The organism is Enterococcus sp. AMC1252, assembly GCF_058216515.1.
This window is the reverse complement of record NZ_CM177097.1, coordinates 1044002-1069158: the sequence shown is the minus strand read 5'-3', so window position 1 is coordinate 1069158 and position 25157 is coordinate 1044002. Positions and strand designations below refer to the sequence as shown.

The window sequence follows — 25157 nt, the reverse complement described above, 5'->3', positions numbered from 1 at the left end:
TCAATCCTTAAAACTTTAGCTTTTAGGAATTGATAAGATCTAAACAGAGCGCCGTACTAACCCGCAAAGCTAGATAACTTAGTTTGCAAAAATTTATTCTGCAAACTTATTTTTATGATCATAACGATCATAATGAACATCGTCACTGATCAAATATTCATAGATATCATCTACGATTTCAATCCCATTTTCTTCATAATTTTTTTCGCGAGCTCGGCCGCGCTCTCCAGGGTAGTTAACTTCTGTAAATCCAGGACTTGGGCTGATCTCTTTTAATTCATCCAACATTTTTGAAATATTCTTTTTGAACGTATCAAGTCCAATAAAGAACTCAGGATTAATCACGATATGAAGTTGACCTAATTCACGACCTTTAGATAGATCATGATACATGGAGGAAACATGTTTGCCAAATGGCACGCCTAGTAAAATGCCCGATAATATATCTACCATCATCATTAAACCATACCCTTTTGGACCCGCTATAGGTAATAAAGCATTAACCGCAGTAGAATCAGTAGTTGGATTCCCTTGATCGTCAACTGCCCATGTATCAGGAATCGCTTCTTTTTTAGAACGTGCATGAAGTATTTTCCCCCATGCTTGAACTGTAGTCGCCATATCAAATGTAATTACTCGATCATCGTTACTTGGCGCTGCAAAAGCGATGGGGTTCGTACCAAAATAAGGTTCACTACCTCCAAATGGTACAACCATTGGATCAGATTGGCAAACAGAAAGGGCTACCATATCTTGTTCAGCCGCTCTTTCTACATAGTAAGCAAGCGCTCCACTATGAGAGATGTTGCGTACACCTACCACTGCTACACCATTTTCTTTGGCCATCTCAATAGCATGATCCATTGCCTTTTCATCCGCAACAAAACCAGAACCATTGTCACCTTCAAACATACCACAACTAGGAGCTGTTTGTTCAAAAGAAAAATTAGGATTGTTTGTAATTCCGCCTTTCGAAATTCTTTCTGAATAATATTCCACACGCATCGCACCATGGGAATGGATACCTCTTGCATCCGCGAAAGTTAAAACATCACTCACGATTCCTGCATGTTCTGGTGACAAACCAGCTTTTTGTATTTTATTTTTAATCAGCTGATGTAAATCGGCTTTTTTTACTCTCATTGTAGAGCACCTCCCTAATTTAAAAGCAAAGCAGGCTCATTCAACTCTGACAGGTTTTATCTGTTTGTATAAGAGCTAGCCTGCATAGCTAGATAACATAGTACTTATTTTTTCTCACCAAATGCATTTGTATTTTCATATCGATCAAAATGAAGTGTGTCACTCTTTAAATAATCATAAATATCTTTGACAATATCGATACCATCTACCATTGATTTTTCATAGTTGATTTGATTGATTTCCCCAGGATAATATACTTGCTCAAATCCATCAGCTGCTGGAATAGCATGTAGCTCTTCCACCATACCATTCACTGATTCTTTGAACATATCTAAGTCAGTGAAACGTTTTGGATCGATTAAAATATACATTTGACCAACATTACGTCCTTTACTTATATCGTCATACATAGAAGAAACGTGTTTCCCAAATGGCAAGCCTAAAAGCATGCCGGATAAAATATCTACCATCATCATCAAACCGTAGCCTTTTGGTCCTGCAATTGGCAATAATCCATTAACTTTATGAGGATCAGTTGTTGGTTTACCATCTTTATCAACTGCCCAAGTGTCTGGAATATCTTTATTTTTAGAACGAGCATCCAAGACTTTGCCCCAGGCCTGAACAGTTGTTGCCATATCAAAAACAACGGGCTCATGTCCTTTTCTCGGTGCGGCAAACGCAATTGGATTCGTACCAAAATAATTTTCTTTTCCACCAAATGGTACGACCATTGGATCAGATTGGCACATTGCAATTGCGATCAAATCTTGTTGAGCTGCTTTTTTCACGTAATAAGATAAGGCTCCGCTATGGCTGATTTTAGAAATCCCAACCGCAGCAACACCCGATTTTTTCGCCATATCAATAGCATAACCAAGTCCAACATCTGCGACGAATTGTCCAGCTCCATTTTTTCCATGAACGATTCCTGAACTTGGTCCAGTCTCTTCAAATTCGATTTTTGGATCCAGTGTTACGCCACCTTTGTCGATTTGTTCAGCATAATATTCTACCCTAACGGCTCCATGCGAGTGAATACCGCATGCATCCGCAAATACCAAATGTGTCGCCACTTCATCTGCATGTTCTGGTTTTAAACCAGCTTTAGTTAATTTTTTTTCGATCAAATCATGCAACTCTTCTGGTTTCACTACAACAGTTTCATTCATTCTTAAACTTCCTCTTCATTAAATTAAATTTCTGGATCGCGGTTACAGTCTTTTGAATAAACGTACATCAATGGTTCGTCACGTCCTACAGCATAGGCTGCCTGTTGAACATATGAACTCATAAAGATATAGTCTCCTTTTTCAACTGGCATCCACTCATTATCTAAGTTATACATTCCTTTTCCAGAAAGTAAGTAAGCTCCATGCTCTTGATAGTGTGTTTCAATATAGCCATGACTTGCTCCTGGTTCAAATGAAAGAATATGGAAGTTCATATCAAACCCTAGATCTTTTGGTAAAAAGTCCCATAACAGTACATCTTTCATTCCTTCATATTCAATAGGTTCCATATCATTGACATTACCAACTACTTTATGTGCTTCGTAACCTTCTAAAGGTTGATAGCGTTTTTTATACAAGAAAATTTCTGTGTCAGCCTCTTGCCCATTTTCTAAATACATCAACGTGCTAGCTGGTAAATAAGCATAGCCGCCTTTTGTCAGTTCATGAGTTTCTTTACCATCGTTAACTTTTAAAACACCATCGATTACATAAACAATTGTTTCAACACCTTCTCCACCAAAACCACGTTGGTTTTTACCATCTTTGTGCATCGTGATGATGTAGTCTACGAAGTTGGCTCCTAATTGTTTTGAACCTAAAATTGAACAATCACAATTTTCAAAACCAGGAATTACATTATTTACTAATCCATCATGAGGAATCAATGCATAATTATTTTTTTTGATTACAGCTCTAGATGATAATAAACCATCAAGATAGCCTGTTTGATTATTTTTATAACCCATTTACGTTATTCCTACTTTCTTTTATTTATATGCTAACTCATATAATGCACTAGCTAATACTTTGACACCATTGACTAAATCATCGATATCTGTTGCTTCTGCTGGATTATGACTGATGCCATTGATACTTGGTACAAAAATCATAGCCGTTGGGAAATGTGGTGCAATGATTTGAGAATCGTGCCCTGCGCCACTATGCATTACTTTATATTTCATGTTTTCAGCAATAGCCGCTGTTTCGATTGCTGTTACAATTTCTTCATTCATTGGTACTGGTGCTTCATCCATCCATAGATCAATGTCGATTTCTAGACCATGTTCAGCAGCAATTTTTCTCATCAATTCTTCAATTTCTTTTGTAAACGCATGTAACTCTCCGCTATCAGTATGACGGCAATCCATTGTAAACAACACTTCACCTGGTACTACGTTTACAGTGTTCGGTTTAGGTTCAACTTTACCGAAAGTCAATACTAATGGATCACCCACTTCTAAAGCACGATCGATTGCTTGTGAACAGATTTTAGCAAAACCATAAACGGCATCTTTACGGTAACCCATTGGAGTCGTTCCAGCATGATTAGCTTCACCTTTTAGAACGATAGTATAGCGTCTTTGACCTGCGATATTATTAACAACACCGATTTGTAAGTGCTCTTTCTCAAGAACAGTTCCTTGTTCAATATGGATTTCTACAAATGCTTTGATATCATCTCTGGCCGCTTTACTTTCATCTCTAAAGTCAAAACCATGACGTTGCATTTCTTCAACAAATTTCAAGCCCTCAAAATCAGCGATGTCAATAACATCTTCTTTTTTCGCTTCGCCGACAAAGTTTTTACTACCCCAGAACACAGTTGGAAAACGACTGCCTTCTTCTTCTGCCATCGAGATGACTTCTAATGAACGTTTTGGCTTGCCGTGTGTTTCTAATAAATATTGGATCGCTACATAAGCTGCGATTACACCAAACTGACCATCTAAGTTTCCTCCGTTGACAACTGTATCAATGTGAGAACCTGATAAAATTGTTTCTTCTGGATGCTCAGTTCCCTCTACTCTACCAAAGAGATTGCCGATTTCATCAAATGTCGCCGTCATACCAATCGCTTCTAATTTCTCTTTCACAGTTTTTTGTGCTTCCAACCAAGAATCAGAATACAATAAACGTGTCATACCACCTGTTGGATCACTGCCAATATTAGATATTTGATCGATATTTTCTTGCAAAACTTTTTTTAAATCCATTAGATACATCTCCCTCTTTTATTATCATAACCATTGTAAGCGGTTGCCAGTTTTCATACACTATACACTTTTCACAAATTAACTACTATCTTTGTGCGCATTAAACATAAAGACTGGGTTTATTTGAGTTAAAATAGAAATAAGTTAGTGAAACTATCTATGCTATAAGCGAACTTTTCAGAAAAATGATAAGATAGATTTGGAACTACGATGCATTACAATCACTTTTTTTATTTTTCCTATCAAGGCTATTTATGCCTAGTTAACGTTTAAATTAGGAGGACTTTTTATGATAAAACAAGAATTTTGCTATAGTCAATTGGATGATTTAGAATTATCTATGACTTTTTACTCAAAACAACTTAAATCTTCCGCTAAAGCGACACTCCTTTATTTTCATGGCGGTGGACTTCTTTACGGGACTCGTGATGATTTACCAGAAGCCTATTGCGAGCTTTTAGTGGAGAATGGTTATAATTTATTGACCATCGATTATCCTTTAGCACCTGAAACCAAACTTCCAACTATTTTTAATTACTTAAAAGCTGCTATTGACTGGTTCCAACAAAATTGCCAGTCAACTTTAGGTCTGAAAACTTCAGATTATTTCTTGTTTGGACGTTCAGCTGGTGGTTTTCTTTCCTACTTACTATCTGCTCGCTACCCTCGTGTCGAACAGAAAGGATTAATTAGCCTATATGGCTATTATGAATTGACTAACCCAGCTTTCAATCAACCTAGTAGTTATTATAATCAGTTTCCAAAGATAGCTCCTTTAACTGCCCAAGCATTAATACACTCTAAACCAATCGCCAAAATATCTATTAATGAACGATTTTCACTTTATTTATCTGGCCGACAATTTGGTAATTGGTTAAGTTACCTTATTAGCAATCCTAATGAAAAAGAAACATTTAGTCTAACTGACACAGAGCTTACCGAGCTTCCACCTGCATTTTTGGCCCACAGTTCAGCTGATCAAGATGTGCCCGTTGAGGTATCTCGCAAGGCTTGTAACAAGCTTTCTAATGTTACGTACGAAGAAGTTGGGAAACTACCTCATGATTTTGACAATGACGTCACTAAAAATGAAGGACTGCAAGTTTATCAAGCTCTGATTGAATGGCTTGATAAAACAATAGTCACTACTTGATTTTACCATACTCCTTCTTATGTTTAACTTAAAAAAAGACATTCCCGATTACTCAGGAATGTCTTTTTAAGTTTTATTTTTCAGTTGCAGTCTCAGTAATAACTTCTACTGCACGTTTCATGCGGATGTCATGTTTTAACATATCTTCTGTTAAGACTTTTTTCACTTGATCAACCGGCATATTGTATTGTTCTGACAAGTCTTTGATTTCGTTGTCCATATCTTCTTGAGATACTTCAATATCTTCAGCTTTAGCAATCGCTTCGATTACAAGATTTGTTTTCGTGCGAACTTCTGCTTCTGCTTCAAATTGTTTGTGCAAGTCAGCTTCAGTTGTTCCTGTTAATTGGTAATACATATCTGGAGCGATTCCTTGACGTTGCATGTTGTTTAAGAATTCATCCATCGAACGGTGAACTTCATCATGAACCATTACATGTGGAAGGTCAACGATTTCAGCGTTATCAACTGCTTGACGGATAGCCGCTTCGTCTTTTGCTTCTGTTGCAGCAGCTTCTTTAGATTCTGTTAATTCGTTACGGTATTTTTCTTTTAATTCGTCTAATGATTCTACTGAATCATCAACGTCTTTTGCGAATTCATCATCTAGTGTTGGTAATTCTTTTGCTTTCACTTCGTGAACTTTCACTTGGAAAACAGCCTCTTTACCAGCTAAATCTTCTGCTTGGTAATCTTCTGGGAATGTTACTTTTACTTCAACATCTTCGCCAGCTTTTTTACCAACTAATTGTTCTTCAAAGCCTGGGATGAAAGAGTTAGAACCTAATTCAAGAGAATAGTTTTCGCCTTTTCCACCTTCAAAAGCCACGCCCTCTTTAAATCCTTCAAAGTCGATTACGACAGTGTCGCCATCAACAGCTGCTTCGTCTTCTTTGATTACAAGTTCAGCTTGGGCTTCTAATTCACGTTGGATACGCGCATCTACGTCTTCATCTGTTACTTCACGATCTTGTTTTTCAACTGTTAAGTTTTTGTATTCACCTAATTTAACTTCAGGTTTTACAGTTACTTCTGCAGTTACAACCCAATCTTCACCTTTGTTCATGCTTTCAACATCAATTTTAGGTTGAGAGACTGGATCGATTCCAGCTTCTTTAATAGCCGCTTCATATACTTCTGGTAAAACTGCGTTCAAAGCATCTTCATATAATGCTTCTTCGCCGTACATACGGTTAAATACTTGACGTGACACTTTTCCTTTACGGAATCCTGGAACGTTAAGATTTTTTTTGACTTTATCAAATGCTTGTTTCAAGCCTTTTTCAATTAGAGTTTGATCAACTGAAAAAGTTAACACACCATCATTGGTGCCTTTTTTTTCCCATTTCGCAGACATTTGTTTCCCTCCGAATAATTTAGTTTTATACATGAATTTATGTTATGCATACTTTTAAATAGTACACCATCACCACTTAAATGTAAACATTTTAGATGATATGTACTCACATAAATTACGATTTTAATCCGTTTGTTCCTCACCTTACCAAATTTCTTTTTCTGTTTGTCATTTTTTGTCGAAATTCAATAAAAAAAGAACTGTTTGATCAAAATATATAACTCATAGTGCTATTGTCATGTGTAAACTGTGCAACAACATTACTAGTTTATATCAAAAATGAAAATAATATTAAAAGAAAATCAAAAATGGGAAAAAATTAGCATAAAATAGACTCCTATCACTCATTCTTTTTGTGTACCATTATCCATGTAAAAATAGCTGCACAAATTTAATCAGTGGAGGTTACAAATGAAAAAGGTAGGGATATTTTTATTATTATTGTCTTTTGGTTTAGGTTTTTCAGTAAAAAGTGAAGCTGCACAACCTATACAACAGCAAACAATAACAGGTGTGGAAGATCCAACTTGGCTTTCGGATATGGGCGTGTCGAGGGGACGTTTGCATGATCGACAAGATCTAGGATTTGTTTTAAGAAAAAATACAACATTAAGAGTTCGCCAGTCAAATCCAAATTTCAAAGAAAATTTAACTTTACGACTATTGGGAAATGATAGAAAGGTGGAAAAAGAGCTAAGTGTCGGACAAAATTGGACGACGATTTCTGCTCCTAACGATTTAGTTCCTTTTATTGATAGTCCTTTTGGTGATGTAACAGCAACTCTCCAGTATCAAGTTGACAGTTATCTAGCACCCAAAAAATTACCTGTTTATCAATCAAACGGGAATACACAACTTTTTTTCCAAACATGGGATCAGCAAGATTCAGAATATGCACTAATTAAAGGAAATCAATTCCAAATGTTTGCTCCCAGAAAAGATAAAACATCTCTTAGATACTTAAAAGATTTTTCTTCTTTAAATGAAATGATTCAATATTTTGATGATATTTTTGAATACAACGACAAACTAATTGGCTTGGATAACTCGTCAGCGATTCACCAACGTCCGAGCACACGCTACTTTATTAAAGCAGATATCAATGGACCCGGATACGCTTACTATGGTTCTTCATGGACTGCCTTAAGTAGTGATCAAATTGCAGAAATGTGGTTAGTCAAAAATAGTTGGGGCACATTACACGAAATCGCTCATGGTTACCAAGCAACATTTGATAGTCAAGGGATGTATACAGGTGAGGTCAGTAACAACTTATTTGCCACTCAATATCAATATGAAAAATTAGGCAAAGAAAAAGCAGATAAAAATGGATGGTTATTTAATTATGGTAATCGAGACACAATCGATAATCGGCTTTATCAAGAACTCGTTCGTTCCAATAAAGGATATAATGAAGTCAATGATTTAAGATTAAAGCTATTAATGTTAACTCTCTTGAAACAAAAAGCTGGAAACGAAGCATTTACAAAACTTTATAAAGAATATAGAGAGCTTTCTGCAAAGGATAAAGAAGCTGCCAAAAGTCAATCTTATCCACTATTGATACAAAAATATTACAGTGAAACAAACAAGCTTGATGCCTCTCCTATTTTAGAAAAGTGGCGATTAGAAACCTCTGCATCACAAGGTGAACTTAATCGGGCTCGAGGGTACACAGCCTTTGCTCCTTTAGCTTACATTGTTCCAGAATATCAGTTACCTGCAGTTAGAAGACTGACTGACAGCTCAATATTGATCAACTCTAACTTCCAAATGGTCACCAATCAGGAAATTGCGTCGTTAGGCCTGAAAGGAACACTTACAGTAAAACTAAACACAAATGACTTGGCCTCACTTAACAATCAAAAAATATATTTAAAAGAAGGGAAAAAAGTAGTCAAAGAAGCGACTATTAAAAGTAATAGTAACACCGTTACTTTCACTGACGTTCCAAATGGCGTATATACCGTTGAAGCGCCTACTTTGGTAAATGGAGAAGCATATGTACAAGAGCAATATTATGCTTTTGTAAAAGAGAAAAGCAATACATTCGAGCTCACTTTGAACAAAGCTCATTCAAGTTCAATCGCTGATGACACAATTAATTTTGCAGGACTTAGTGACAATATCTTTGCCACAGTAAAAATGTATAACGCTAAACAAGAACTTCAGTTTGATTTAATTTCAGACACTCCTCATTCTTATTTTCCGAATGAGACATACGCATCTTTACAAGTTAAAGATCCAAAAGGAACAGTCGTTCAAGACATAACGATTCAAGGTACTAACGAGAAACCAAAAAAAGTGATTACTCCATTCAAAGAAGGATATACGCTTTCAATTTTCCATGCAGAAGGAAAAACTCGCTTGCTTTCTTCTGATAATTTAATCAACAAAAATTTAAAAACAAACGAATTCATTTTAACCAAGCATGGGCTGAAAAATACCACTTTCGACCATAAACCCGAAATAAACTTAATGAAAAAAATTGATAAATATGCCCAATGGATTCTAAAGAATCCAGAGTTAGAATCCTTTCAAAAATCAGCAATTAAATACCAATTATGGGCCGCAATCCAATTATTAAATGAGCCTAATAAAAAGAATTATTCAGAAAAGTACCAAGAAATTTTTGATACACCAACTATTATTGAAAAAGATTATACCATCGATTTTAAAGGATACGCAGACAGAACTTTCGCTACTTTGAATATAGATACCGATAAGCCAAGTGCTAGTTTGCAGACAAAAAAAGGAATACCACATTATTATTTTGATGAAAACTACAGTACAATTTTGATCCAAAATGAAAAAGGTGAACCCACATTCAATAAAGAATATGTTGGAAACAAAGAAATTCAAGAACAAACAGAAACACTGTCTCTAAAAATTTCGGATTATATTACAGTCACACATAAAGAAGCAAAAAATCGCTTGATGATTTTCAAACAACCAAGCAAACAACCTTTAGAAATTGGCGAAAAAATTACCTATCAAGTAACGACAGATGGTTTGGTGAAAGCTAATGCTCCAGCTATTCCGCCAAGCAAGGAACCTGAATTTTCAAAACAAATAGACGTCACGTTTAAAGGACTAAGCGACGAAATTTTTGCAACTATGGCTATTGATTTAGAAAAAAATAACGCCACTATCGAAACTAAAGCGAAAATGCCTCACTGGTATTTTGAACAGCAATATGCGGCTATTTTAGTTCAAGATAGTACTGGTAAAAAACGTTTCGACAAAGAATTTATTGGAAGAACGATTTACCCTCAATCAACTGAAACGACACAGATTCAACTAAACGATTATATTACTATTTCCCACAAAGAATGGCAAAATCGTTTAGAAATTATTGAACAACCGAACAAAAAAGCATTAGAGACAAACGAAACAATTACCTACCAAGTAACTACAAAAGGGTTAGTGAAAGCGACCCCTCCACCGGCTGAAGAACCAAAGCCCGTAAAACAAGTAGTCAATTTCACTTTTAACGGATATAACGATGATACATTCGCAACAATGGATGTCGACTTGGATAGTAAAAAAGCGACTATTCAACAAAGAAATATTATGCCTCATTATAGCTTTAATGCGTTCTATGCTTCTGTGATTCTTAAGTCTGAAACAGGGAAACTAAAATATAGACAAGAATTTATTGGAAATGTCCGTTATTCTGCTGTCCAACGATCCTTTACATTTGGATTAAATGACACAATAACTGTGATGCATAAAGAATGGCAAAATCGTTTGCTTGTTACCTCTGACAGTCAAGAGGTAGAAAAAGGTTTAACTACAACTTACAAAGTAACTGAAAGTGGCCTGCAAGTTGTTAAATAATTTTTAAATATAAGAAGAACGCCTCCTAAAGGTTTATTGTATTGGGAGGCGCTTTTTATTTAGATACCTAATTGACTTAGTTAAACAAGATATCGTGTAATTTTTTGCGTATCCATCAGTCATGTTACAGACGAAATCAACAGCCATTTTCAAACGCTAATAATCCTTACAATCTTGGCAAGAACCGTTAGCGGTTTTAGAGAAATATTTTACGAATCCGAATACGCTGATTAATAAAAACAGGTTACAAAAGGTTATTATGTGTGTTTCCAACTATTTTTACTCTTAAAAAAATTATTACTCATTTCTTAAACAAGCAACCACGTTCTTATTATGAACCTGCTAAAGAAAATGACACTTTCGGAAAGTTCTGTGAAGGCACTTTAAGTTCTTTATAACATAAAAGCTAGATGAGCGGAAACCAATAAATAGTTGCCGCTCATCTAGCTTTTATAGAAATTATATTGAAGTAGCCTTACTTCCCTGTAATCGAATCCCAAAGCCCGCTGAAAAATCCTTTAATATTCTCCCAAAGACCTTTAGACTTCTCTTGAATTTGCTCTTTCGTTTTAGATAAATCCAATTGTCCAACAAATTCTTCAAAGATATTTTTGTCCTTCATATCACTCATTAAAGTAGTCAATTCTTTGACCTGATCTGTTGACATAACGTCTTTAATCCCTTGGCTTTGCAAAGCACTTTCAACAGTTTTTTGAATATCTGCTTGTGTCAAATTTGTACCATCAGCAGTTTTTGCAGCTAGCTCTTTTTTTGCTTGCTCTTGTGCTGCATTTAAAGCTTCATCGGAATACCCAGCTTTATTCTTATTTTCTTCTGTAATTTTAGATAAGACATCCATTTCATCTTGTGCGACCCCTACGCGATCACGATTGATGATTCCGCCCGATTCTTCAACGATTTTATAAACACCTGCTAATGCGCCCGAACCATCGATTGGCACGGCAGATGCAACAGTCAACTTGGCATCTGATATCCCAGCAGTCAAAGCGGCATTTTGATACTGTGCCTCTGTGATTTTCGTGATATTTTTAGGCGTTGCAATATCTACAATAATTCCTGCACCTTTTTTCTGTGTTTCCATCCTTACAGAACTGTAAACCGCCCATTCCGCTGTAAAACCGCCATCAGGAATAAAGCTCATCAACTCTTTTCCTGTTGTTGTATATTGGGGTGTTTCGCCTTTGATACCTAGTTCTTTTAACGTATAGTCTTTTTGCTCTTGAGTCAGTGCATTTCCTAAAGCAACTGCATTGATCTGTAATGTTTGTTCAGAGCTTTGAGTGGTTTCTTTATCACTAGAACTTACTGATGTACTTTCTACCGTACTGCCTTGTGTCGTCGCAAATGCTGTTTTTCCATTGTATAAACCTGTAGAAATCAAAAGGAGTGTCATTGCTACAGCGAGTTTTGTTTGTTTGTGTTTCATAGAAACCTCCTAAATACTTATTTGTCCATTACTATACAACAATCCTTTTAGTTATTCCTTAAGTACGCTCAGTTTTAAGAAAATTTTATTGAATTTGCTTCCTTACAAAAAAACGTTCACTAATCAGAATAACTTCCGACTAGTGAACGTTTTTACTTATTGTTTTATTTCGTATACTCTTTAACCAAGTCAATAACTTCTTCCATTGTATCGCAGTCATTCAACGCACGATTCGCAAGTTCAGCCATTTCTTTAGTATCTAGACGTTTCATCAAGCTACGAGTTTGAAGAATAGATGTGGCACTCATTGAGAACTCATCTAAGCCCATTCCTACCAATAATGGTACAGCCATTTGATCGCCACCCATTTCGCCACACATACCAGTCCATTTACCTTCAGCATGAGATGCGTCAATCACGTTTTTGATCAAACGTAGAATTGATGGGTTATAAGGTTGGTATAGGTAAGAAACGCGTTCGTTCATACGGTCTGCTGCCATTGTGTATTGAATCAAGTCATTTGTTCCAATACTGAAGAAATCAACTTCTTTGGCGAATTTGTCAGCAATTACAGCAGCTGCAGGAATTTCGATCATGATGCCGACTTGAATCGTATCAGAAACTTTTGTTCCTTCAGAAACTAATTTTGCTTTTTCTTCTTCAAAGATTTTCTTCGCTGCTCTGAATTCTTTTAACGTTGCAACCATCGGGAACATGATACGTAAGTTACCGTGAACAGAAGCACGTAATAAAGCGCGCATTTGTGTACGGAACATTTCGTCGCCACGTTCTGATAAGCTGATACGTAATGCACGGTAACCTAAGAATGGGTTCATTTCATGCGGTAATTGAAGATAAGGTAATTCTTTATCTCCTCCGATATCCATTGTACGAACCACGACAGGTTTGCCGTTCATCCCTTCAAGAACTGCTGTGTAAGCTGTATACTGTTCATCTTCTGTTGGAAAATCTGGAGAATCCATATAAAGGAATTCTGTACGATATAAACCAACAGCTTCAGCACCATTGTTGTGTACTCCTTCTAAATCTTTAGGAGTACCAATGTTAGCAGCTAACTCAATATGTTTACCATCAGCAGTAACTGTTTCAGCATGTTTTAGTTTTTCCCATTCAACTTTAAGGTCAGCATATGCTTTTCCTTTTGCTTCAAAATCAGATTTTTCAGCATCAGTTGGGTGGATGATGACATCGCCATCGATCCCATTAACAGCTAAGATGTCGCCTTCTTTCACTTTAGCAGTGATTTCTTTTGTTCCTACAATTGCAGGAATTTCAAGAGAACGAGCCATGATAGCTGAATGTGATGTGCGTCCGCCAATATCCGTTACGAATGCTTTCACATACGTACGATCTAATTGAGCAGTATCACTTGGTGTTAAGTCATGGGCAACCACGACTACTTCTTCGTTGATCATTGAAGGATTTGGAAGAGTAACACCTAATAAGTGGGCTAAAATACGTTTTGCAACGTCACGAATATCTGCTGCACGTTCTTGCATGTAAGCATTATCATCCATTGCTTCGAACATACCGATATACATATCAGTCACTTCTTTTAACGCAGATTCAGCATTTACTTTGTTATCTTGAATGTTTTGTTTGATTTGACCGATCATTTCCGGATCAGATAAAACCATTAAATGAGCATCAAATACTTGAGCTTCTTCTTCACCAAGGCTTTGCGCTGCTTTTTCTCTGATTGCTTGCAACTCAGTCGTAGATTTTGCTAAAGCATCATCTAAACGGCTTTCTTCAGCAGATGTATCATCTACAGATTTTTTATCGAAAGACAAATCAGGTTGAACTAACAGGTAAGCTTTAGCAATAGCAACACCATCACTTGCGGCAATTCCTTTTAGCATTTCAGACATTATTCTGACAATCCTTCTTTTTTCATAGTGTCTACGATTGCTGCTAATGCATCAGCTTCGTCAACACCGTCAACTGAGATAGTTACGTCTGAACCTTGGCCAACGCCTAGAGACATAACGCCCATGATTGATTTAAGGTTAACAGATTTACCTTTGTATTCTAAGTTAATATCTGAGTTGAATTTACTTGCAGTTTGCACTAATAATGTAGCTGGACGAGCGTGAATCCCTGTTTCTGCTACGATGTGAAAATCTTTCTTTTCCATATGAATCGGTCTCCTTCGTAAGTAAAATAATTTTTTATGTTAGGGTTTTCCTTTCCAGATACGTTTCAAGTGAAACTAGAATCTAGATAATACCCTTTCAATTTTTAAGATTACCATTTTTTGTGAGTAGTTACAACACTTTTCATCTATTTTTTATAGATTGAAAAGATCATTTAATTTTCTTCTTTCATATAACGATATATAATTCGTCCATTTAATCCAGCTTCCCCGACAATTGACATTCGATCTGGCAAATTCTTCCAAACATCTCTAAAGGTCGGAAAATCTTTCGGTTCTATGATTAGTTCAGAAATACCTCCTTCTTTCAAGGCATTGATTTGTTCTTCAAATGGATTTTCATGCATCGATTAATCACAGCTTTCCCTTTTATTTTTGGACTGAAGATATTGTATGACAAAAATAGATATTTGTCTAAACTATTCCTATAACTTATATAAATAAAACTTAATAAGTTTATAAAAACAGAATAAAGTCTACTAACTAAATAAATCAGGTATGATATTACTATGATTTTAACCCTTATTTACTAAATCAATTCAAAGTTCAATTGCTTGATTCTTGCTAAAAAAATGCTATAATATCTTCAAAGGTCAAAAATGGTCAGCGAACTATTTGACTTTATAACAATGACTTTGATACATGATTAGTCTTATTATGAAAGGACGTGTTTTATCCTATGATCTGTCAAAATTGTCAACAAAATCCAGCAACGATTCATTTATATGCAAATGTTAATGGTCAAAGAAAACAATTGGACTATTGCCAAAGTTGCTATCAAAAATTAAAAGCACAAGCAAATGATACTCAACCAACAATGTCCCAACAAGATCCATTCGGCTTTGGAAGTTTAGATGATTTATATCGCTCATTATCTCGTCAAATGCAAGAACAACAAGGGAATCCTAATGGTCAAACACCCCCTACTCAATTTGGTGATGGGAATGGTTTTAATGGCGGTCAACCGCCACGAGGAGCCGCAGGTCAAGCTAATGGCTTACTAGGTGAATATGGCATCAATATTACGCAAGCCGCTAGAAATGGTGATGTTGATCCTGTTGTCGGTCGTGACGATGAAATCAAACGTGTGATTGAAATTTTAAATCGTCGTACTAAAAATAACCCAGTCTTAATTGGTGAACCTGGTGTTGGTAAAACAGCGGTTGTCGAAGGTTTAGCCCAAAAAATCGTAGATGGTGATGTACCACAAAAATTATTGGATAAAGAAGTCATTCGTTTAGATGTGGTTTCATTAGTTCAAGGTACAGGCATTCGGGGGCAGTTTGAAGAACGGATGCAAAAACTGATTGAAGAAATCAAACAAGCAGAAAACATCATCTTATTCATCGATGAAGTCCACGAAATCGTTGGGGCAGGCGCGGCTGGTGATGGCAACATGGATGCAGGTAATATTTTGAAACCAGCGCTTGCTCGTGGTGAGCTGCAAATGGTTGGGGCAACAACTTTAAATGAATACCGCATCATTGAGAAAGATGCCGCCTTAGAACGCCGGATGCAACCTGTACGTGTAGATGAACCCACTGTGGATGAAACAATTGCCATACTTAAAGGCCTTCAAAAACGCTATGAAGACTATCATCATGTAAAATATACAGATGAAGCAATCAAAGCGGCTGCAACTTTATCAAATCGTTACATTCAAGACCGTTTCTTACCTGATAAAGCAATCGATTTATTAGATGAATCTGGCTCTAAAATGAATTTGACGATACAGATCGTTGATCCTAAAACAATCGAAAAGAAATTAGCAGATGCTGAACAACAAAAACAACAAGCTTCAGCAGAAGAAGATTTTGAAAAAGCGGCTTACTACCGTGACCAAATCAACAAATTACAAACAATGAAAGACAAACAGATCAGTGATGAAGAAACGCCTGTGATCGATGAAAAAAATATTGAAGCAATTGTCGAACAAAAAACAGGTATCCCTGTTGGGGATTTAAAAGAAAAAGAACAAACACAGTTGAAAAACTTAGCTGTCGATTTAAAAACTCATGTTGTTGGACAAGACGATGCCGTTGATAAAGTATCAAAAGCAATCCGTCGTAACCGCGTAGGTTTGGGCAAACAAAATCGCCCAATCGGCTCCTTCTTATTTGTTGGACCAACAGGTGTTGGTAAGACAGAATTGGCGAAACAATTAGCTTATGAATTGTTTGGTTCAGAAGAGTCTATGATTCGTTTTGACATGAGTGAATATATGGAAAAACATAGTGTCTCTAAATTGATAGGTTCACCTCCAGGCTATGTCGGCTATGATGAAGCAGGACAACTTACTGAAAAAGTCCGCCGTAATCCATATAGTTTGATTTTATTAGATGAAATTGAAAAAGCACATCCAGATGTGTTGCATATGTTTCTACAAATTTTAGATGATGGACGTCTAACTGATGCCCAAGGCAGAACAGTTAGTTTCAAAGATACAATCATTATCATGACAAGTAATGCTGGAACCGGTAATGTAGAAGCAAATGTTGGTTTTGGTGCAGCTCGTGATGGTTTAACTAAATCTGTTTTAGGACAATTAAATAATTTCTTCACTCCTGAATTCTTGAACCGTTTTGATGGAATCATTGAATTTAAAGCTTTGAGTAAAGAAAACTTGATGAACATCGTTAGCTTGATGCTAGATGAAGTAAACGGCTTACTAGATCATCAAAAAATCCATATTGAAGTATCAACTGATGTCAAAGAAAAGTTAGTTGATTTGGGCTATGATCCTTCAATGGGTGCCCGTCCATTACGTCGGACCATTCAAGAACAAATAGAAGATGGGATTGCTGAATTTTTCTTGGATCATCCAGAAGAACATCAATTGATTGCCAAACTAGATGATGATGGAAAAATCATTGTTGCTGGACAGGAAGTAACGGATTCTAACGAAATCACAACTGAGGAAACCGAAGAAGAATAAAAAAGTGAAGTCAATCAGGCAAACTGATTGACTTTTTTTTGTTTTTTAAGACAAATTTCTTTTTATTTAAGCTAAAAAAATTTATAATTAAAGTGTGTAGATTCCATATCAAATTTTAGAGAAGACTATTCCAGCTTTTTTCAATTCTGCGAGTACTCTGTTTTTTATTATTAATGTAAAAAAATAAAGATTTAAAACGAGGTGAAGAAAATGAAATTAGTCAATGTAACCAACAGTTACAAACAGTTAGTCAATAAACAACTAGAAAATACCGATGCATACTTTGTCAAAGTTTATTCAGCGGGTAATACGACCGTCGTTTATACAGAAGCTGCTCAACATGTTGAAATATTGATCGTTAATAAAAAACGCGCTGTTCGAAAAACTGAAATCAACGAAATTCTAACCTATGTCTTAAAACGCATTCCAAAAGAAAAATATGACCGCAATCAAATTTCAATCATTGAATTAAAAGATGTTATAGAAATTTCGATTCCTATGATTTCTAGTTTGGTGGAAAGTTAAATAAGTATAAAAAACATACTAAGTTTACCCTCTAATCTTAGTATGTTTTTTTTATAGAACTAATTTACAATATATTTTTTATAATGCTCATACAATAAATCAATAGAACCACTCATCAAAATGTCTTTAGCTTGTTCTACTTGCTCTTCAGTCCAATCAAACCACCTTGCTTCTAAAAGCATTCGAATTTGTTCATCTGAAAATCGTTGTTTGATCACTCTAGCTGGATTTCCCCCAACAATCGTATAAGGTGGAACATCTTTTACAACCATCGAACCTGCTGCAATTACAGCACCTTCACCAATTGTAACGCCAGGCATGATCATCGCATTCATTCCAACCCAAGCATCACTTTTAATAACTGTATCACCTTTTGATTCATACGATTTCTTCACGTGACTGGCGAAAGGATAGACAGTAATCCAGTCTGGATGATGATTGTGATTACCACCCATTAAAATGGTAGCACCACCAGCAATACACACATAATTTCCAATAATTAATTTATCCAGATGCCAGCCCATATCCTTTGTTGGATCAAAGGCCGCTCTTGTCAATGGATCTCCCCATAAGTAACGGACACACCCATCCTCAAAATTTTGATTTCCATAGTAACCAGAATAATAAGAAAATTCACCAACCTCTATTAAAGGATTGGTCACCAACTCTTTTAAATAGACTGTATCGGACCATTTTTCAAAATTATTATTGCTCTTCATTCTTCTTCCTCGCTTCTAAGTTAATTTACTTTTTTGACTTAGAAGCTTGCTACCACTGAAACATTTTTTAGTAGTCTTAAACGACGACTCATACTTATCACTCCAATATGGTTGTTGATTATACGTACATATTTATTTAATGTCAACTGCTAAAGAAAACCGTTTTTACTGACTTTTAGTCAATAAAAACGGCTAATCATCATTTAATTAGAAAAAAATTTACATTAAACTCTTTAATTCAACATCAGGATACTTATCTGCAAACCAACGCATTGCGAATTGATTTTCAAATAAGAATAATGGTTGGTCAAAACGGTCACGAGCTAAGATATTACGACTAGAACTCATTCGTTCATCTAAATCAGCTGGATCGATCCAACGAGCAATTTTCGAACCCATTGGTGTCATAATCACTTCTGCATTATATTCATTTAACATACGATGCTGGAATACTTCAAATTGTAACTGACCGACAGCTCCAATGATATATTCTTCTGTTAGATACGTTTTATATAGTTGGATCGCACCTTCTTGAACCAACTGATAAATACCTTTATGGAATGATTTTTGTTTCATCACATTTTTAGCACTGACTTTCATAAATAGCTCCGGTGTAAAGGAAGGTAATTCTTCGTATTGAACTTTTAATTTTCCTTCAAATAGTGTATCACCGATTTGATAATTACCTGTATCATAAATTCCGATAATATCACCAGCTACCGCTTCTTCCACATTTTCACGTGAATCAGCCATAAATTGCGTCACATTACTTAACTTAATTTTTTTACCCGTTCTGCCAAGAGTTACATCCATTCCACGTTCAAACGTTCCTGAACAAATACGAACAAAAGCAATACGATCTCGATGCGCTGGATTCATATTCGCTTGGATTTTAAAAACAAAACCAGAAAACTCTTCTTCGTAAGGACTAACTTCTTGTCCATCTTCTGTCTTATGAGCATATGGAGATGGAGCAAATTGTAAAAAGGTTTCTAACATCGTCTGCACACCAAAATTCGTTAAAGCAGAACCAAAGAAGACGGGTGTTTGATCACCACGAGCAATTTTATCTGTATCGAATTCATCGCCCGCTTCTACTAACAGTTCAACTTCCTCTAATACTTGTTGATATACACTATCTCTATGCAACGCTAAGTCACTTGGAATATCCCCATCAACGAGTGGAATAAAACGTTCTCCATTATTATTTTCAGGTCGATATACTTCTACACGTTTGTTGTAAATATCATATAAGCCTTCTAACCCTTTTCCCATACCAATCGGCCAGTTCATTGGATAAGATTCGATATCGAGTAAATCTTCTAACTCTTCAAGTAATTCTAACGGCTCACGGCCATCTCTATCTAATTTGTTGATAAATGTAAAAATAGGGATTCCACGCTTCTTAACAACTTGGAATAATTTCTTTGTTTGTGCTTCGATCCCTTTAGCGCTATCGATCACCATAACAGCACTATCTACTGCCATCAGTGTCCGATACGTATCTTCTGAGAAATCTTCATGTCCTGGTGTATCTAAAATGTTTACACGTTTTCCATCATAATCAAATTGCATCACAGAACTGGTTACAGAGATTCCTCTTTGTTTTTCGATTTCCATCCAGTCAGATTTTGCAAAATTTCCTGTCTTCTTTCCTTTGACGGTCCCAGCTTGGCGGATTGCTCCTCCAAATAATAAAAGCTGCTCTGTGATCGTTGTTTTCCCAGCATCTGGATGGGAAATAATCGCAAACGTACGACGACTATCTACTTGTTCTTTTAAATGTGGATTATTCATTCGTTACTCCAATCTATCTTTTTTCTTGAAAAAAGCTCTATTTCTTTTTAAGATCTATTTAAAGGATATTTTACATCGGAAAGTTCTCCCTACTTTTTATTCTTCAACTAGTGTAGTATATCATGGAATTACCCTAGTTTTCAAAGCCTTTAGCTAAGTTTCAAAAAAAATCGAAGAGACCAAAACAAAACTCAATGAATTTTGTCTTGATCTCTATTAATTGGGGAAGAAATAGATCTTAATAATTAATTTGCCAAAATACTAGCATTGTTACTAAGATTTGTTTTACACTTAACTAAACCAAGTATAAAGTCAGCTACTTAATTGTGCAAATGTTTGACGTTTCCAACTAAAGCAACTACAATTACCATCATATTGTTATTTATGAGAAGAAAAACACTTATATATCAAAGTATTATCCATTCGATCATATTATTAAATAATTGATTATTTTCTGAATTATTCAAATTAGGCCCATACTTTTTATTCTATTGGCAAATTTACTTTATAGGAGGATAAACATGCTAGAAGCAATGATGTTGGAAGACACAGCTAAACGAAAATTGACTCTATTTAAATTATTAACTACATTCTCAGCGAAGCAACATAGCATCAATTTCTTTGAAAATAGACTAGATTATTCCTATAGCCGTGTCGTATATCTGCTAGAATTGATCCAGCAAGATCTCAGCAAAATGACAGGGGAAAAAGCAGACATATTGCATGTCAATGGCGTTCAATATAATCAAAAAATCTCGTATGATATGTATTATCAATTTCTGATCACTCAAAGTGTTCCTTACCAACTGCTAATTTCGATTCTCTTTTATCCAGAAGATAGCCTAGCTGAATTTTGCGACAAAAATTACCATAGCAGAACCACCGTTGTGCGAAAATCTAAACTATTAAGTAACTACTTTAAACAATTCCACATCAAAATGAATACCTCTCAATTAAAGCTTTATGGTGATGAGCGAGTCATTCGAATAACATTATATACACTGATTTGGTTAGCATCTCAAGGAACAAACTTGCCAAAAATCCAAAATAAACCAATCGATTATGAGGCAATCACTAAAATAATCAGTCCATATTTTCCTGATAGTTACAGTTACTCTGCTCATAAACAAATCGCTTTAATCTTAGATATCGTTTATCTAAGAGTACAATCTGGTAATGTACTAACAGAACTAACAACAATCGATCCATATATTCCAACAAGTAAAGATTATGCACAAATATTTTTTGGAGATTTGATAAAAGAAACAAAAATTTTGGAAGCAGAAGCACAATTTGCATCATATTTATTGATTTCAACTCCAAATTTTTTCAGAAATAACGACCATCGACTATCCTTATTACACACTTATTTAGAAAATCAAACAAATTCAGCAACTAAGTTGTTGGAAGAATTTTGCGCCTTGTTTAGTAAGGAGTTTGCTCCCGACGGTTTTTCTTGGGGCAACGAGCCTATTTTATTTGGGAATGTAGCCAATATTATTTTCTCTGCAACAATTATTGAAAAACCATTTCCTACATTATTTCATTTGATCAATCATTCACTTTACTCAAAAAATGAATATTACTATCAATTGTTTACACATTTTAAAGCATTATTTCAAAAAATTTCTAAAAGAAAGAATTTTGGTTGGCTCAAAGATAACATTGAACAATTATCTGATACATTAGCAGCTTTACTCGTTCCACTTTATGAATCATTTCAATCAGATAATATCATTCGTATTGCTTTGATTGCAGAATCTAATTACTTATTGGTTCAGCCATTAACAAAATTTATTGAAGAGCTGCCGTTTGTTCAATTGGTGGCTTATAAATATGGACAATTCTCTTCTTTTGACTTTATTGTAGCTACTTCATCTTATCTAATACCTACTGAAAGCCAGCTACCCTCCTTTGTTTTCCGCTTTTCAGCTGATAATGATGAGCAGTATATTGGTCTTTATCAAGCAATCAAAGCTATTCATAATCAAAAAGGTGTTAATCTAGGTTAATGCAAGAGGACAGTCAAAACTAAAGCTTAGTTTTGACTGTCCTCTTTGATTTTTTTATCTTCTAGGCTCGTCATCTTCCAATTCTTTACGGAAAAAACGACGATTTTCTTCTGGTTCCTCATCCACCGTTTCTTCGTCATGGAATACAACTTTTAGCGCTAACACTCGTGTTCCTTCCATTTCTTCGGAAGTCAGTGTGATATTGCCAACATCAAATGACAATTTCTCTCCTTCATCAGGAATCGTCCCTAATGCCGTAATTAAGTAACCCGCCATTGTATCGACATCACTCATATGCAGATCTGTTCCAAATGCTTCATTGAATTCATCGATCAGCATTCTTCCTTGAACCAAATATTCATGATCATTGATCTTAGCATATAAATTTTCTACTTCGTCTGTCTCATCATCTATTTCACCAACGATTTCCTCTAATAAATCTTCTAATGTGGCTAAACCAACCACACCACCATATTCATCTAATAAAATAGCCATTTGATTCTGAGTTCTTTTTAGTTCATATAATAAATCGTCAATAAAAATAGTTTCTGGAACAAATAGCGGTTCTTGTATGATACTTTTTAATTGGATTTTATCAAATCCGAATTTATGCGCTGCTTTTAATAAATTTTTAGTATGAAGAACGCCAACGATTTTGTCTTTATCTTCATTATAAACAGGAATTCTTGAATAGTTTTCTGATAAAACCGCATCAATATTTTTTTGAATATCATCTTCGATATCAATCATAAAAGCATCTGTTCGTGGAACCATTACTTCACGAGCAACTTTTGTATCTAAAGAAAAGACACCTTGAAGCATTTCTAATTCATCATTATCTAAAACACCTTCTGATTCTAGCATATATCGCATTTCGTCACGTGTCATTTTGGAATCAGCATCATCAAATTTCATAGGTGTAAGTTTTGAAAGTAAGTCTGTTGAAGCAGATAACAACCATACAAATGGTCGTGCGATCACTCCTAATACACGCACAAAGCCAGACGTTGCTTGTGCTACTTCTTCTGATTTATTCATTGCAATTCGTTTAGGATATAACTCACCAAAAACGATAGAGACATAAGTCAACATTGCTAGGATAATAATATTAGCAATACTTTTCGCAGCAGCTCCACCACCAAGTACAGGTGCTAATCTTGCTGATAAAGTGTCGGCTAGCGAAGCCCCAGACAGGATATTAACTAAAGTAATACCAACTTGGATCGTTGATAAAAAGCTTGTCGGATCTTTTAGAATCTTTAATAGCTTCTTAGCTTTCGCGTCTCCTTCTTCTGCTTTTTGTTCGATACGGTTCTTATTTACTGAAACAACTGCTATCTCCGCTGCAGCAAGAAACGCATTGATCAATGTTAAAACGATCAATAATAAAATTTGCGCGATAAGCGACTGACTCTCGGGGTCAGCATTCATAATGTGCACTCTCTCCTCTTAAAAGTTATTCGAAAAACGCTATGCTCCGTTTTCCAATTCCATTTAGTAACAAACTGTTTACTAGTTAATTTGATAAAAAACGTGACTACTATAAGTAATCACGTTAAAATCCTATCACAAACAGCAATTAATTTCAATAATCGATGTCATTTTTCTTTCATCACTGTCTCATTTCCTTCACCAGTCAGGACAATTTTTTCACTTCTGCTCTCTCGAATCATTCCCATGACATGGATAGCAACAGTTTTAACAATTGCATAGAATGGAACACCTAAGAAAATTCCTAGTAAACCAGCGATATTTCCGGCTACCAACAAGACAATGATAATTGTCAATGGATGGATCTGCAGTGATTTTCCAATTACATTTGGATAAATGATATTTCCATCAATTTGTTGAACCACTAAAACAACGATACAACAAAATAATGCTTTGATTGGTTCATCAAAAACAGTTACGAAAACTGCCGGAGCAAGCCCTAAATATGGACCAAGATAAGGGATCAAATTAGTGAACCCTGCGATTACACCGAATAAAAAGGCATAACGGACACCAATCAACGAATAACCGATTGCCGTGAATGTGCCGACAAATAGACACTCAATCGCTTGGCCGCTTATATAATTAGCAAGAGTTTTGTTGATCTTGTTCAGCAATTCAGCAATGCTTGCTTGCCTTTTTTCAGGTAAAAAACGTTCAATTGCTGGAACTAATCGAGCCCCATCTTTTAGCATGTAAAATAAGATAAACGGTGCTGTAAAGATAACGATCGTAGTCGAAGCAACGGTCGATACAACTGAGCCTAAACTATTAGATAAACCGCTTAAGAATTGCTGAATAATCGTTCCATAAGAAATATCTAATTTCTCTATATAACTTGTCAAATCAACCTCTTTAAATAAAGGCAGTTCAGCCATTCTATAAACCCAAGCTTCTACATTACTGAATACGGTTGGCATGTTTGAAGCCAAACTAGCTAACTGAGAAGCTAACTTAGGAATAACACTGACAAGTATTAAAACGATAGCGACTACTAAAATCAATAAAACCAATAGTACTGCATATATCCGCTTTATTTTAGTTTTCATTAGTAAATTAACGATTGGATTTAGAATATAATAAAGAAATCCAGCAACTAAAACTGGTGCAAAAAGCGTTGAGAAAAATGTGCCTATCGGCGTAAACAGAAAATTGATTTTCGTTGAAACAAAAATCAAAGTTGCGATAACTAATAACTCCGCTGACCAAAAAAACAATTTTGATTCTCTTAATTTTTCAAACAAATAGGATCCTCCTTCATCACTAAAAATGATAATAGCTTGTTAATAGATTTTAGCATAACCTTTCTTAATTAAGATAGCAATATTTCTTT

Annotated in this window: 18 protein-coding genes; 5 read left to right on the top strand and 13 right to left on the bottom strand. The window is 35.4% G+C overall.

Annotated elements, in window-relative coordinates; genetic code table 11:
- Nucleotides 1-93: 93 nt before the first annotated feature.
- The 4 genes from allD (AC4BB5_RS04955) to allC all read right to left on the bottom strand — a co-directional run bounded on the left by allD (AC4BB5_RS04955) (nucleotide 94) and on the right by allC (nucleotide 4372).
- Nucleotides 94-1143 carry an ureidoglycolate dehydrogenase gene (allD, locus tag AC4BB5_RS04955; protein WP_490458268.1) on the bottom strand — a complete coding sequence of 350 codons (1050 nt, stop codon included), beginning with the start codon at nucleotides 1141-1143 and terminating at the stop codon, nucleotides 94-96.
- A gap of 104 nt (nucleotides 1144-1247) precedes the next feature.
- Nucleotides 1248-2315: an ureidoglycolate dehydrogenase gene (gene allD / locus AC4BB5_RS04950; RefSeq protein ID WP_490458267.1), complete on the bottom strand. Its 1068-nt coding sequence runs from the start codon at nucleotides 2313-2315 to the stop codon at nucleotides 1248-1250.
- A gap of 23 nt (nucleotides 2316-2338) precedes the next feature.
- Nucleotides 2339-3124: a (S)-ureidoglycine aminohydrolase gene (allE, locus tag AC4BB5_RS04945; RefSeq protein WP_490458266.1), complete on the bottom strand. Its 786-nt coding sequence runs from the start codon at nucleotides 3122-3124 to the stop codon at nucleotides 2339-2341.
- 21 nt (nucleotides 3125-3145) lie between these two features.
- A complete protein-coding gene (gene allC / locus AC4BB5_RS04940; protein WP_490458265.1) occupies nucleotides 3146-4372 on the bottom strand; it encodes an allantoate deiminase in 1227 nt (408 codons plus the stop codon).
- A 289-nt stretch (nucleotides 4373-4661) separates the two neighbouring features.
- On the opposite strand from allC, the gene AC4BB5_RS04935 reads away from it, so the two are divergent.
- Complete coding sequence (locus AC4BB5_RS04935) at nucleotides 4662-5525, top strand: alpha/beta hydrolase (RefSeq protein WP_490458264.1); 864 nt, start codon at nucleotides 4662-4664, stop codon at nucleotides 5523-5525.
- Nucleotides 5526-5598: 73 nt separating this feature from the next.
- On the opposite strand, the gene tig is transcribed toward AC4BB5_RS04935, so the two are convergent.
- Nucleotides 5599-6882, bottom strand: coding sequence for a trigger factor (gene tig, locus AC4BB5_RS04930; protein ID WP_490458263.1), 1284 nt, complete (start codon nucleotides 6880-6882; stop codon nucleotides 5599-5601).
- Between the two features lie 411 nt (nucleotides 6883-7293).
- On the opposite strand from tig, the gene AC4BB5_RS04925 reads away from it, so the two are divergent.
- Entirely contained in the window at nucleotides 7294-10722 is a 3429-nt protein-coding gene (locus AC4BB5_RS04925; protein ID WP_490458262.1) for a putative mucin/carbohydrate-binding domain-containing protein, read from the top strand.
- 475 nt (nucleotides 10723-11197) lie between these two features.
- Here the strand turns inward: AC4BB5_RS04925 and AC4BB5_RS04920 are convergent, their stop codons facing one another.
- The 4 genes from AC4BB5_RS04920 to ykzS all read right to left on the bottom strand — a co-directional run bounded on the left by AC4BB5_RS04920 (nucleotide 11198) and on the right by ykzS (nucleotide 14692).
- Nucleotides 11198-12169, bottom strand: a complete 972-nt coding sequence (locus AC4BB5_RS04920; protein WP_490458261.1) for a DUF1002 domain-containing protein — start codon at nucleotides 12167-12169, stop codon at nucleotides 11198-11200.
- A 164-nt stretch (nucleotides 12170-12333) separates the two neighbouring features.
- Complete coding sequence (gene ptsP, locus AC4BB5_RS04915; RefSeq protein ID WP_490458260.1) at nucleotides 12334-14061, bottom strand: phosphoenolpyruvate--protein phosphotransferase; 1728 nt, start codon at nucleotides 14059-14061, stop codon at nucleotides 12334-12336.
- Nucleotides 14061-14327 carry a phosphocarrier protein HPr gene (locus AC4BB5_RS04910; RefSeq protein ID WP_010765749.1) on the bottom strand — a complete coding sequence of 89 codons (267 nt, stop codon included), beginning with the start codon at nucleotides 14325-14327 and terminating at the stop codon, nucleotides 14061-14063. Before AC4BB5_RS04910 ends, ptsP begins: the two co-directional genes overlap by 1 nt.
- A gap of 173 nt (nucleotides 14328-14500) precedes the next feature.
- Complete coding sequence (gene ykzS / locus AC4BB5_RS04905; protein WP_490458259.1) at nucleotides 14501-14692, bottom strand: protein YkzS; 192 nt, start codon at nucleotides 14690-14692, stop codon at nucleotides 14501-14503.
- Nucleotides 14693-15024: 332 nt separating this feature from the next.
- Between ykzS and AC4BB5_RS04900 the strand changes: the two genes are divergently transcribed.
- Together AC4BB5_RS04900 and AC4BB5_RS04895 are read left to right on the top strand one after the other, a co-directional pair.
- Nucleotides 15025-17280, top strand: coding sequence for an ATP-dependent Clp protease ATP-binding subunit (locus AC4BB5_RS04900; RefSeq protein ID WP_490458258.1), 2256 nt, complete (start codon nucleotides 15025-15027; stop codon nucleotides 17278-17280).
- A gap of 210 nt (nucleotides 17281-17490) precedes the next feature.
- The gene (locus tag AC4BB5_RS04895) at nucleotides 17491-17805 is read left to right on the top strand and encodes a DUF1827 family protein (RefSeq protein WP_490458257.1); all 315 of its coding nucleotides are present in this window, start codon (nucleotides 17491-17493) and stop codon (nucleotides 17803-17805) included.
- A 59-nt stretch (nucleotides 17806-17864) separates the two neighbouring features.
- Here the strand turns inward: AC4BB5_RS04895 and AC4BB5_RS04890 are convergent, their stop codons facing one another.
- Together AC4BB5_RS04890 and AC4BB5_RS04885 are read right to left on the bottom strand one after the other, a co-directional pair.
- Complete coding sequence (locus AC4BB5_RS04890) at nucleotides 17865-18524, bottom strand: CatB-related O-acetyltransferase (protein WP_490458256.1); 660 nt, start codon at nucleotides 18522-18524, stop codon at nucleotides 17865-17867.
- A gap of 219 nt (nucleotides 18525-18743) precedes the next feature.
- Nucleotides 18744-20321 (bottom strand): peptide chain release factor 3, encoded by a 1578-nt coding sequence (locus AC4BB5_RS04885; RefSeq protein ID WP_490458255.1) that lies wholly within the window; start codon nucleotides 20319-20321, stop codon nucleotides 18744-18746.
- A 521-nt stretch (nucleotides 20322-20842) separates the two neighbouring features.
- Here AC4BB5_RS04885 and AC4BB5_RS04880 point away from each other — a divergent pair.
- Complete coding sequence (locus tag AC4BB5_RS04880; RefSeq protein ID WP_490458254.1) at nucleotides 20843-22333, top strand: helix-turn-helix domain-containing protein; 1491 nt, start codon at nucleotides 20843-20845, stop codon at nucleotides 22331-22333.
- A 54-nt stretch (nucleotides 22334-22387) separates the two neighbouring features.
- Here the strand turns inward: AC4BB5_RS04880 and AC4BB5_RS04875 are convergent, their stop codons facing one another.
- Both AC4BB5_RS04875 and AC4BB5_RS04870 read right to left on the bottom strand, forming a co-directional pair.
- Nucleotides 22388-23764: a hemolysin family protein gene (locus AC4BB5_RS04875; protein WP_490458253.1), complete on the bottom strand. Its 1377-nt coding sequence runs from the start codon at nucleotides 23762-23764 to the stop codon at nucleotides 22388-22390.
- A 167-nt stretch (nucleotides 23765-23931) separates the two neighbouring features.
- On the bottom strand, nucleotides 23932-25068 hold the full coding sequence (locus tag AC4BB5_RS04870) for an AI-2E family transporter (protein WP_490458252.1): 1137 nt from the start codon (nucleotides 25066-25068) through the stop codon (nucleotides 23932-23934).
- Nucleotides 25069-25157 lie beyond the last annotated feature (89 nt).